11 protein-coding genes are annotated in these 12,130 nt (G+C 61.4%); 9 read left to right on the forward strand and 2 right to left on the reverse strand.

All coding sequences use genetic code 11. The features are described 5' to 3' along the window. Positions 1-132 precede the first annotated feature (132 nt). The 9 genes from hyi (at position 133) to ACXX83_RS16585 (ending at position 10,253) form a co-directional block, all read left to right on the forward strand. Positions 133-915: a hydroxypyruvate isomerase gene (hyi, locus tag ACXX83_RS16545; protein WP_458549100.1), complete on the forward strand. Its 783-nt coding sequence runs from the start codon at positions 133-135 to the stop codon at positions 913-915. 137 nt (positions 916-1,052) lie between these two features. After that, entirely contained in the window at positions 1,053-1,946 is an 894-nt protein-coding gene (locus ACXX83_RS16550) for a 2-hydroxy-3-oxopropionate reductase (protein ID WP_015096204.1), read from the forward strand. 153 nt (positions 1,947-2,099) lie between these two features. Further along, entirely contained in the window at positions 2,100-3,380 is a 1,281-nt protein-coding gene (locus tag ACXX83_RS16555; RefSeq protein WP_458549101.1) for a glycerate kinase type-2 family protein, read from the forward strand. After that, positions 3,370-4,785 carry a pyruvate kinase gene (pyk, locus tag ACXX83_RS16560; RefSeq protein WP_007971417.1) on the forward strand — a complete coding sequence of 472 codons (1,416 nt, stop codon included), beginning with the start codon at positions 3,370-3,372 and terminating at the stop codon, positions 4,783-4,785. Before ACXX83_RS16555 ends, pyk begins: the two co-directional genes overlap by 11 nt. A gap of 146 nt (positions 4,786-4,931) precedes the next feature. After that, the gene (locus ACXX83_RS16565) at positions 4,932-5,846 is read left to right on the forward strand and encodes an urea transporter (RefSeq protein WP_458549102.1); all 915 of its coding nucleotides are present in this window, start codon (positions 4,932-4,934) and stop codon (positions 5,844-5,846) included. A 21-nt stretch (positions 5,847-5,867) separates the two neighbouring features. Continuing rightward, on the forward strand, positions 5,868-6,692 hold the full coding sequence (locus ACXX83_RS16570; protein ID WP_126046723.1) for an ion transporter: 825 nt from the start codon (positions 5,868-5,870) through the stop codon (positions 6,690-6,692). Positions 6,693-6,872: 180 nt separating this feature from the next. Next, complete coding sequence (locus ACXX83_RS16575; protein ID WP_458549103.1) at positions 6,873-7,868, forward strand: sulfate ABC transporter substrate-binding protein; 996 nt, start codon at positions 6,873-6,875, stop codon at positions 7,866-7,868. Positions 7,869-8,113: 245 nt separating this feature from the next. Next, complete coding sequence (locus ACXX83_RS16580; protein WP_458549104.1) at positions 8,114-9,319, forward strand: MFS transporter; 1,206 nt, start codon at positions 8,114-8,116, stop codon at positions 9,317-9,319. Positions 9,320-9,365: 46 nt separating this feature from the next. Beyond that, complete coding sequence (locus tag ACXX83_RS16585) at positions 9,366-10,253, forward strand: LysR family transcriptional regulator (RefSeq protein ID WP_458549105.1); 888 nt, start codon at positions 9,366-9,368, stop codon at positions 10,251-10,253. Positions 10,254-10,364: 111 nt separating this feature from the next. Here the strand turns inward: ACXX83_RS16585 and phnN are convergent, their stop codons facing one another. Together phnN and ACXX83_RS16595 are read right to left on the reverse strand one after the other, a co-directional pair. Further along, positions 10,365-10,916, reverse strand: a complete 552-nt coding sequence (gene phnN, locus ACXX83_RS16590) for a phosphonate metabolism protein/1,5-bisphosphokinase (PRPP-forming) PhnN (RefSeq protein ID WP_458550209.1) — start codon at positions 10,914-10,916, stop codon at positions 10,365-10,367. Positions 10,917-11,712: 796 nt separating this feature from the next. Next, complete coding sequence (locus tag ACXX83_RS16595; RefSeq protein ID WP_458549106.1) at positions 11,713-12,120, reverse strand: hypothetical protein; 408 nt, start codon at positions 12,118-12,120, stop codon at positions 11,713-11,715. Positions 12,121-12,130: the final 10 nt, after the last annotated feature.

Genomic DNA, 12,130 nt, shown 5'->3' on the forward strand with positions numbered 1-12,130 from the left:
GACCGCTCTCCCTGTGGGAGCGGGCTTGCTCGCGAAGGCAGTCTGACATTCACCATTTATGTCGACTGACACTGCGCCTTCGCGAGCAAGCCCGCTCCCACAAGGGACTTCATACATATACAGGAGACCACCATGCCGCGTTTCGCAGCCAACCTGTCCATGCTGTTCACCGAACAGGACTTTCTTGCCCGTTTCGAAGCGGCCGCCAAAGCCGGCTTCAGTGGTGTCGAGTACCTGTTCCCGTACGACTTCAGCTCCGCCGAAATCAAGGCCAAGCTCGACGCCAACGGTCTGACCCAAGTGCTGTTCAACCTGCCGGCCGGTGACTGGGCCAAGGGCGAGCGCGGTATCGCGTGCCTGCCGGACCGGGTTGAGGAGTTCCGTGCCGGTGTCGATCTGGCCATCGCCTACGCGCAAGTGCTGGGCAACACCCAGATCAACTGCCTGGCCGGTATTCGGCCGCAGGGCTTTGACGATGCCACCGTGGAGAAAACCTTCGTCGCCAACCTCAAGTACGCAGCCGACAAGCTGCAAGCGGCGGGCATCAAGCTGGTGATGGAAGCGATCAACACCCGTGACATTCCAGGTTTCTACCTGAACAACACGGCGCAAGCCCTGTCGATTCGCGAGCAGGTCGGCAGCGCCAACCTGTTCCTGCAATACGACATCTACCACATGCAAATAATGGAAGGCGACCTGGCCCGCACCCTGCAATCGCACCTGGGCGAGATCAACCACGTGCAGCTCGCGGACAACCCGGGGCGCAACGAACCAGGCACCGGTGAAATCAACTACCGCTTCCTGTTCGAACACCTGGACCGCATCGGTTACCAGGGCTGGGTCGGTTGCGAATACAAGCCGCTGACCACCACCGAAGCAGGCCTGAGCTGGCTGAAAACCCATAACGCAATCTGACACATATCCCTGTAGGAGCGAGCCTGCTCGCGATGGTCGTCAACGATTACGCGGGCTGTCTGGATGCCCGCGTTGCTTCGGGGTTCATCGCGAGCTGGCTCGCTCCTACAGAAAGCACAAAACAAGAGGATTTTCTCATGGCTAAAATCGGATTTATCGGCACCGGCATCATGGGCCACCCAATGGCGTTGAACCTGCAGAAAGCCGGTCACAGCCTGTTCCTGTCGGCGCACCACGACGCCGCCCCTGCCGACCTGGTCGCCGCTGGCGCCGTTGCTCTGGCGAACCCGAAAGAAGTCGCCCAGGAAGCTGAATTCATCATCGTCATGGTGCCGGATACCCCGCAGGTCGACGACGTGCTGTTCCGCGCCGATGGCATTGCCGCCGGTGTTGGCAAAGGCAAAGTAGTGATCGACATGAGTTCGATCTCGCCGACCGCCACCAAGGCTTTCGCCGCGAAGATCAACGAAAAAGGCGCGCAATACCTCGACGCCCCGGTCTCCGGCGGTGAAGTCGGCGCCAAGGCGGCGACCCTGAGCATCATGGTCGGCGGCGATGCCAACGCCTTCGAACGCGCCCTGCCGCTGTTCCAGGCCATGGGCAAGAACATCACCCTGGTCGGTGGCAACGGCGACGGTCAAACCGCCAAGGTGGCCAACCAGATCATCGTGGCCCTGAACATCCAGGCGGTGGCCGAAGCCCTGCTGTTCGCTTCGAAAAACGGTGCCGATCCAGCCAAGGTGCGTGAAGCACTGATGGGCGGTTTCGCTTCCTCGAAGATCCTCGAAGTGCACGGCGAGCGCATGATCAAGGGCACCTTCGACCCTGGCTTCCGCATCAGCCTGCACCAGAAGGACCTGAACCTGGCCCTGCAAGGCGCCAAGGAGCTGAACATCAACCTGCCGAACACCGCCAACACCCAGCAAGTGTTCAGCACCTGCGCGGCGATCGGTGGCAGCAACTGGGATCACTCGGCGCTGATCAAGGGCCTGGAACACATGGCGAACTTCTCGATCCGCGACAAGAAGTAAGTCCTGCCCCATCCCCATGTGGGAGCGGGCTTGCTCGCGAAGGCGCCATGTCAGTCAACATCTCTGTTGAATGTGAAGCCGCCTTCGCGAGCAAGCCCGCTCCCACACTGGACCGAGTTGCCCTTCAAATAACAAGAATTCCGGGAGCCCGCCATGTCGGTCGATCCGCAACAATTGCTGCGTGAGCTGTTTGCCACAGCCATCGACGCGGCGCATCCGCAACAAGTCCTCGAAGCCCATCTGCCTGCCGACCGCAGCGGTCGCGTCATTGTCATCGGCGCCGGCAAAGCCGCAGCTGCCATGGCCCAGGTGGTCGAGCGTTGCTGGCAGGGCGAAGTGTCAGGCCTGGTGGTGACCCGTTACGGTCACGGCGCACCTTGCGAAAAAATCGAAGTGGTCGAAGCCGCGCACCCGGTACCGGACGCCGCCGGCCTGGCCGTGGCCAAGCGTGTGCTGGAACTGGTCAGCGACCTCAACGAATCCGACCGCGTGATCTTCCTGCTCTCCGGTGGTGGCTCTGCCCTGCTGGCACTGCCGGCCGAAGACATCACCCTGGCCGACAAGCAGTCGATCAACAAAGCCCTGCTCAAGTCCGGCGCGACCATCGGCGAGATGAACTGCGTGCGCAAGCACCTCTCGGCGATCAAGGGCGGCCGCCTGGGCAAAGCCTGCTGGCCGGCCACTGTCTACACCTATGCGATTTCCGATGTACCGGGCGATCTCGCCACGGTCATCGCCTCTGGCCCTACCGTGGCCGACCCGAGCACCTCGGCCGAAGCCCTGGCGATCCTCAAGCGCTACGCCATCGAGGTTCCGGCCTCGGTGCGCACCTGGCTGCAAAGCCCCGAGTCGGAAACCGTCAAACCCGGCGACCCGAGCCTGGCACGCAGTCACTTCCAATTGATCGCCCGTCCGCAGCAATCCCTTGAAGCGGCAGCAGTGAAATGCCGTCAGGCCGGGTTCAGCCCGCTGATCCTCGGCGACCTCGAAGGCGAATCCCGCGAGGTGGCGAAGGTCCACGCCGGCATCGCGCGACAGATCGTCCTGCACGGTCAGCCGCTGGCGGCGCCCTGCGTGATTCTCTCGGGCGGCGAAACCACCGTCACCGTGCGCGGCAATGGCCGCGGCGGGCGCAACGCCGAGTTCCTGCTGAGCCTGACCGACAGCCTCAAAGGCCTGCCCGGCGTCTACGCACTGGCCGGTGACACCGACGGCATCGACGGTTCGGAAGACAACGCCGGGGCAATCATGACCCCGGACAGCTACGCCCGCGCCGCCGCGAAGGGCCTGAGCGCCAGCGACGAGTTGGACAACAACAATGGCTACGGCTACTTCGAGGCACTCGACGCCCTGATCGTCACAGAGCCGACCCGAACCAACGTCAACGACTTCCGCGCCATTCTGATCCTTGAGAGCACTAAACATGACGCCTGACAAAAAGGTCAAAATCCTCGCTACGCTCGGCCCGGCCATCGATGGCATCGACGACATCCGTGAGCTGGTGCTGGCCGGGGTCAACATCTTCCGCCTGAACTTCAGCCATGGCGATCACGCCGACCACGCCCAGCGTTTCCAGTGGATTCGTGAAGTCGAGCGCCAACTGAATTATCCATTGGGCATCCTGATGGATCTGCAAGGCCCGAAACTGCGGGTCGGCAAGTTCGCCGAAGGCAAGGTGCAACTGGTACGTGGCCAGGCCCTGCGCCTGGACCTTGATGCCACGCCGGGCGATGAGCGCCGGGTCAACCTGCCCCACCCGGAAATCATCGCCGCGCTGGAGCCGGGTATGGACCTGCTGCTGGACGACGGCAAGTTGCGCCTGCGGGTCGTGACCAAATACGCCGACGCCATCGACACCACCGTACTCAATGGCGGCGAACTGTCGGACCGCAAAGGTGTGAACGTGCCGCAAGCGGTGCTCGACCTGAGCCCGCTGACCGCCAAGGATCGCCGCGACTTGACCTTCGGTCTGGAGCTGGGCGTGGACTGGGTGGCGCTGTCGTTCGTGCAGCGTCCCGACGACATCCGCGAAGCCCGCAGCCTGATCGGCGACAAGGCCTTCCTGATGGCCAAGATCGAGAAGCCCTCGGCTGTCGAACAACTGCGCGAGATCGCCGAATTGAGCGATGCGATCATGGTCGCCCGCGGTGACCTGGGTGTGGAAGTGCCGGCCGAAAGCGTCCCGCAGATCCAGAAGAACATCATCAGCACCTGCCGCCAGCTCGGCAAACCGGTGGTGGTGGCCACGCAGATGCTGGAGTCGATGCGCTTCTCGCCGGCGCCCACCCGCGCCGAAGTCACAGACGTCGCCAACGCCGTGGCCGAAGGTGCGGACGCGGTGATGCTGTCGGCGGAAACCGCATCCGGCGAATACCCGCTCGAAGCCGTGCAGATGATGAGCAAGATCATCCGCCAGGTGGAAAACGGTCCGGACTACCAGACTCAACTCGACGTCAGCCGACCGAAAGCCGAAGCCACCGTTTCCGACGCGATCAGCTGCGCCATTCGCCGTATCAGCAACGTGCTGCCGGTGGCGGTGCTGGTCAATTACAGCGAATCCGGCGCGTCGAGCCTGCGTGCGGCGCGGGAGCGGCCGACCGTGCCGATCCTCAACCTGACGCCGAACCTGCAGACCGCCCGTCGCCTGAGCGTGGCCTGGGGTGTGCACTCGGTGGTCAACGATCGCCTGCGCCAGGTCGATGAAGTCTGCTCCACAGCGCTGGAGATCGCCCAGGCCCAAGGCATGGCGCAGCGTGGCGACACCTTATTGATCACCGCCGGTGTGCCCTTTGGGCAGCCGGGATCGACTAACTCTCTGCGTATCGAGACATTGATCTAGCGCCCATACCGGCCTCATCGCGAGCAAGCTCGCTCCCACAATTGATTTGTGTACGGCACAAATACAATGACTGAGCAAAGACTCAATGTGGGAGCGAGCTTGCTCGCGATGCAGGCAACTCGGTTTCATTGACTTTCAGAACTGCCATGCCTGCCAATCACTTCAACACCCACTGCCCCGACTGGGCCGAGGCCTTGCTCAACGGCTTCAGCCAGATCTTTCTCCAGCGTAATCCGCTGTGCGGCCTGCTGTGTCTGTTGGCCATTTTGTTCACTGCGCCCGCCTTGCTGGGCGGCGCCTTACTCGGCGGTGTCGCCGGGTTGTTCACCGCACAACGTCGCAACTACGCCAAGGCTGACCGTCAGGCCGGGTTGTTCAGCTACAACGGCGTTCTGCTCGGTCTGTTGCTGAGCCTGTACTTCCCCTGGTCGGCGATGATGCCGCCGCTGATTCTGGCCGCCGGCGGCCTGAGCGCGATGCTCACCCAGCAGTGGCTCAAGCGCGTCCGGCTCAGCCAATACCTCCCCGCCTACACCACACCATTCGTGCTGCTGAGCTGGGTGCTGCTGTGCTTCGCCACTCCCTCGACAGAGGCGCATTTGATCGAAGTCAGCACCCTGAACATGCTCGCTGCCCCTTTCAAAGGCATCGGTCAGGTGATGTTCCTCGGTCATCCGCTGGCCGGTGCGATGATTGCCGCCGGTTTGCTGATCGCTGATCGCCGCGCCTTCTGCTGGGCATTATTGGCATCTGCCGCGGGCATGGGCTGGAGCCTGCTGCAGCACGATTTCTACACCGCACTGCTCGGCCTCGGCGGCTACAACGCCGTACTCGCCACCCTCGCCTTCAGCTCGCAACGTCGCCAACCGTGGCTGCCGCTGGTCGGCATCGGCCTGGCGCTGTTGCTGACGCCGGTGTTTGCCGCCATCGGTCTGCCCACGCTGACCGCGCCGTTCATTCTTGCCTGCTGGCTGATCCGCACGATTGTGCAGATGCTCGGCAAAGCCACAGTCGAAAGCGCGCCTTGCGCTACCGGGGAGAATCAACCTAGGCTGCGCTGATCATCGAGTCAGGCGTTATCCATGGACAGCAACAAACACTGGCGTGAAGACCTTTACGTCATGATTTTCCAGACCGACACCCAGGCGGGCCGGCGCTTCGACGGCATCCTGCTGTTGATCATCCTCGCCAGCCTGGTGATCGTGATGCTCGACAGCATCGACAGCATTCACCGCAACTACGCCGATGTACTCGCCTATATCGAGTGGGGCTTCACGGTGATCTTCCTCGGCGAATACATCCTGCGCCTGTACTGCTCGCCCAAACCCCTGCGCTACGCCTTCAGCTTTTACGGACTGGTGGACCTGCTGGCCATCGTGCCCGGCATCCTCGCGCTGTATTACGCCGATGCGCAGTATCTGCTGATTATCCGGATCATCCGCATGCTGCGGATTTTCCGCGTGCTCAAGCTCAGCCCTTATCTCAAGCAAGCCAACTACCTGATGTCGGCGCTGCGCGGCAGCAAGCAGAAAATCGTGGTGTTCCTGGTCAGCGTCTGCACGCTGGTGACGGTATTCGGCACGCTGATGTATGTGATCGAAGGCCCGGAACATGGCTTCACCAGCATTCCCAAAGGCATCTATTGGGCTATCGTGACACTGACCACCGTGGGCTTCGGCGACATCGTGCCGAAGACGCCGCTGGGCCAGGTTGTTTCGTCGCTGGTGATGATCACCGGCTATTCGATCATCGCGGTGCCAACCGGGATTTTCACCGCTGAACTGGCCAACGCCATGCGCGGCGATCAACTTCAACACGACTGCCCGGTGTGCAAGAAAAACAGCCACGAACAGGGTGCTGCATTCTGCTCCCGTTGCGGTAATGCACTGTTCAAAAAACTGGAATAAGCAAAGAGCTTTTTAATCTTTAAAGGACTAAACGCGCCCGGCTATAGTCGCGTGCTCTGAAACCAACAAATAACCTGTAGGAGCTGCCGCAGGCTGCGATCTTTTGATTTTTCGTTTTTTAGAAGCAAGATCAAAAGATCGCAGCCTTCGGCAGCTCCTACATAGAACAAGGAATTCGCAGTGAAAAAACTCTTTGGCGCCTCACTTCTCGCCGCTGGCCTGGCCCTGGGCAACATCGCCCAGGCTGCACCGACGCTGCTCAACGTTTCCTACGACGTGATGCGCGACTTCTACAAGGACTACAACACTGCGTTCCAGAAACACTGGCAAGCCGAGCACAACGAAAACATCACCCTGCAGATGTCCTTTGGCGGCTCCAGCAAACAGGCACGCTCGGTGATCGACGGTCTGCCGGCGGATGTCATCACCATGAACATGGCCACCGACATCAATGCCCTGGCGGACAACGGCAAACTGGTCCCGGACAACTGGGTCACGCGCCTGCCGAACAATAGTGCGCCGTTCACCTCGGCCACCGTGTTCATCGTGCGCAAGGGCAACCCGAAAGCCCTGAAAGACTGGCCGGACCTGCTCAAGGATGGCGTGCAAGTCATCGTGCCGAACCCGAAGACTTCGGGGAACGGTCGCTACACCTACCTGTCGGCCTGGGGTTACGTGCTGAAAAACGGCGGTGACGAGAACAAGGCCAAAGACTTCGTCGGCAAGCTGTTCAAGCAAGCGCCGGTACTCGATACCGGTGGCCGCGCCGCCACCACCACCTTCATGACCAACCAGATCGGCGACGTGCTGGTGACCTTCGAGAACGAAGCGGAAATGATCGCCCGCGAGTTCGGCCGTGATCAGTTCGAAGTCATCTACCCAAGCGTTTCCGCCGAAGCCGAGCCACCGGTGTCGGTGGTCGACAAAACCGTCGACAAGAAAGGCACCCGCGCCGCCGCCGAGGAATACCTGAAGTACCTGTGGTCGCCGCAAGGCCAGGAGATCGCTGCCGCCAATTACCTGCGTCCGCGTGACCCGGCCGTGCTGGCCAAGTACACCGACCGTTTCCCGAAAGTGGACTTCCTGTCCGTCGAGAAGACCTTCGGTGACTGGCGTACCGTGCAGAAGACCCACTTCAACGATGGCGGGATTTTCGACCAGATTTATGCGCAATAAACACCTGTAGGAGCGAGCTTGCTCGCGATGGACGTCAACGATAATGCGTTTTTTCTAAATGAACGCGTTGACCGTGACTCCATCGCGAGCAGGCTCGCTCCTACAGGCAAGGCCATTCGGCGGACGACACACGCGTCCGCCAGTCATTCCGCAATGGAATGATAGCTATCACTCCAATCCCGCTTCCGCCGTTTCAGTCAGCCCATTAGCCTGCGCGCATTCCTTTCCGTACAGCGAGACCCGTTATGAACCCAGCGACCCAGGCGCCCCACCGCACCGCGACAATGACCCGAGGCATGGTGCTGCTGTTCGCTTTCTGCTGCGGCGCCATTGTCGCCAACATCTACTACGCCCAGCCGATCATCGGCCTGATCGCCCCGGACATCGGCCTGAGCAACACCATGGCCAGCCTGATCGTTTCCCTGACCCAGATCGGCTATGCACTGGGGCTGTTTTTCCTGGTGCCGCTGGGGGATCTGCTGGAGAACCGCCGGTTGATGATCATCACCACCCTGGTGGCGATTGCCAGCCTGCTGGGTGCGGCGTTCACCGATCAGCCGAACGTGTTCTTGCTGATTTCGCTGTTGGTGGGGTTCAGCTCGGTTTCGGTGCAGATCCTGATTCCACTGGCCGCACACCTGGCGCCGGAGGAAACCCGTGGCCGTGTGGTGGGCGGGATCATGGGCGGTTTGCTGCTCGGCATTCTACTGGCCCGGCCGGTGTCCAGCGTGGTGGCCGACCACTTCGGCTGGCGCGCGATGTTTGTAATTGCCGCCGTGTTGATGGCGGCCATCAGCATCGTGCTGGCCGTGACCATTCCCAAGCGTGAGCCTGATCACAGCGCCTCCTATGGCCAGTTACTGGGCTCGCTGTGGACGCTGCTGCGCAAGCAACCGGTGCTGCGTCAGCGGGCGTTTTACCAGGGCTGCATGTTTGCCACTTTCAGCCTGTTCTGGACCGCCGTACCGCTGGAGTTGGCGCGCAATCACGGTTTGTCGCAAAGCGAGATCGCGATTTTCGCCCTGGTCGGGGCCATCGGCGCCATCGCCGCCCCGATCGCCGGACGCCTGGCCGATGCCGGGCACACCCGCATCGCGTCGTTGCTGGCCCTGCTGTTCGCCAGCCTGAGTTTTATGCCGGCGTTCATCCATCCGGCCTACAGCGTCATCGGCCTGGCCGTGACCGGCGTGGTGCTGGACTTCTGCGTGCAGATGAACATGGTCCTCGGCCAGCGTGCGGTGTACGCCCTCGACGGCAAAAGCCGCAGCCGCCTGAATGCGCTGTACATGACCAGCATCTTCATCGGCGGCGCCTTCGGTTCTTCGGTGGCCAGCGCAGTGTACGAACAGGGCGGCTGGTTGTGGATCGTGATCGTCGGCAGTGCATTTCCGCTGCTGGCGTTGTTGCGGTTCCTGAGTGTTTCGCCAAAGGCATCGTTGGCGACGGCTTAAAACCTTTGACTTGCGACATCCTCAAGATTTTGCACAAGGACCCTCAATGGACCGCCTCGGCGCAATGGAAACCTTCGTCTACGTGGTGGAAACCGGCTCGTTTTCCTCCGCGGCACGACGCCTGAAAATCGGCCAGCCGGCCGTGTCGAAAACCATCGCGCAACTCGAATCGCGTCTGGCGGTGCGATTGTTGCTGCGCTCGCCCCGCGGCCTGACGCCCACCGAAGCCGGGCTGGCCTTTTTCGAGCGGGCCAAGCGTGCCATCGAAGAAGCCGACGAGGCCGACAACGCCGCACGGGGTTGCGCCAGCGGGCTGAGTGGCAAACTGCGTATCTGCGCGGCGGTCACCTTCGGCCGGCTGCACATCGTTCCGCACCTGGGCCCCTTCCTGGAGCAACACCCGGAGCTGAACATCGACCTGATGCTCGACGATCGCAATGTCAATCTGGTGGAAGAAGGCGTCGATATCGCCCTGCGCATGGGCGCGTTGAGCGACTCGGGCCTGACTGCGCGCAAGATCGCCGAATGCCGGCGCATGGTACTGGGTACACCGGCGTACTTCGAAAAACACGGCGCCCCCACCTGCCCCGCCGACCTGTGCAAGCATCAGGCAATCGTCTACACCCTCGGTGACGGCGCCAATTGGCAATTCAACAAGGCCGGCGAGAAGCAATCGGTGATCGTCAGCGGCCGGATCCGAGTCAACGCCGCCGAAGGCCTGCGTGAAGCCGTGCTGGCCCATCAAGGACTGACCATGGCCTCGCAATGGATGTTTGCGCCAGAACTGGCCGACGGTTCGGTCCGGGAAGTGATGAAGGACTGGGCATTGCCGAACCAGGACCTGTGGGCGGTGTTCCCTACAGGCAGGATGGCCAGCGCCAAGGCTCGGGCGTTTGTGGAGTATGTGCAGGGGTTGTTGGGCAGGAAGGCCTGACAGGCAGCTCAATCAAGATCAAAAATTCACAGGCTGCGCCATTGCCTGCATTGGCCGCGTACAAAGGTAATTGCTCGTCGTCCGTTCCCGGCAATGTCAGGTAAATCGGTGTCACTCGTCAATGCAGACCAACAAACGCTCGACCGTTTGCTCAAGCGGCCCGGAGTTGTCGAGCACCTGTACGGTCGGGTCGTCCACCAGAAGTTGCTCGCTGAATCGCGCATTGCGCGCCAGACGCTGATCGATCTCGATCAACGATTCTCGCCCGCGCTCCAGCAAGCGATGGCGCAGTACCGCTTGATCCACAGTCAACAACAGCACCAACACGTCTGGATAGCGCAGGCGCGTGCTCTGCAAATGCCCCCGAGAGCCATTGACCAGCACGTCCTGGCCGGCGGCCAGCCAATCGTCGATTTCCCGCGGGATGCCATAGGACAACCCATTGGCGTGCCAGCTCAGGGCAAACGCGCCCTGAGCTTCCATATCCGCAAACTGCTGCGCACTGACACCCAGCGCCGCCTCGCCCACGGCTTCGGCCGAGCGGGTAATGACCCGCCTCACGATACGACAGCCGCGTTCGGCCAACCGCGTTCGCGCGGCATCCAGCAGGCTGTCCTTGCCCGAACCTGAAGGCCCGATGAGATAGATCAACCTGCCCGCCATCAAAACACCCTCTTCATTTGTCGCCATGCTTGCTGGACCACCGGCAAACCATCCTGACTGCGCTTGCACCCGATCAGCCCGCTGGCCCGGCGAATGATCCATCACCTGCACCCGTTGCACCAGCAGGTTTTCCACCCGATCACGGTATAGGCCCAGGGTGTTCGACCAGTGCCGGTTAAAAACTGTTACCTATGTGCTTGAACTGTTTTGTTACCTATGTGGGTGAGTCATACCCTGCGATCTTTTGAATTTGATTTTTGACAATGTCGAAGGGGCGGAAGATCAAGATCAAAAGATCGCAGCCTTCGGCAGCTCCTACAGGGGGGAATGCCTACAACCCCACCACTCAACAGGCCGAGCGTTAGCTCGCCTGCCGCTCTTGATCTTGATCCACCCGCCCCCTCGGCAGGCTGAGCGCAGGTGTTCATCCGGGGATGGGCGCGCAGCGCCGTTCGACGCAGTCGAACTCATTGCATGTAGGTCGAAGCGAAGCCGACCGGAGGGCAATGCCCCCGGATGGACACCGGAGCGAAGGAACCCCGAGCCTCAGCGAGGGGCCGTACGTAAGGGGCGAGACCTTTGGTTACTTTGGGGCGTTTGCCAAAGTGACCCGCTGTAAGAGCGGAACCGTAAGTCGCCGTTACCGAAGAAACGGATATGTACACGGTCAACAAAAGACAGGTCGGCTGTCAGGCCGCCTTCGCGAGCAAGCCCGCTCCCACAGGGGTTCAGCACTAGCCCAACGATCACATTTCAGCAGGCACAAAAAAGGCGACCCGAAAGTCGCCTTAGTGCCTCACTGCCCGAATTGCCGCCCAAGCCCACCCGGAACACCGTGAATGTCAGTTTCCTCCCACGGCCCTTTCGGACTGATCGACCGGCTCCAGCCGTTATCCCAGCGGTAATAGGTACGCTGGCGATAAAAGGTATTGGGCTGATCATCAAGCACATAAACCCCAAGCTTCGGATCCCAATGACTATTGCCCCCCGGTGGTGGCGCAAAGCTGGCGGACGTGCGCGGGAGCGGCTTGGAGGGTTTTACCGGAACAGACGGCTTGCTCGGTACCGGCGACGTCGATGGCGTGGGGCTGGGCTGCGACCGCGGAATCGGCGGCGGAGCCGTTTGCTCCGGTGGTCGCTGGACCGCACAAGCGTTTAACCCCAAAACGACGCTGAGCAGGGCAATACGAGCGATGGCGGTCATGGTAGCGTTT

The sequence above is a fragment of the Pseudomonas sp. GNP012 genome (assembly GCF_054343835.1).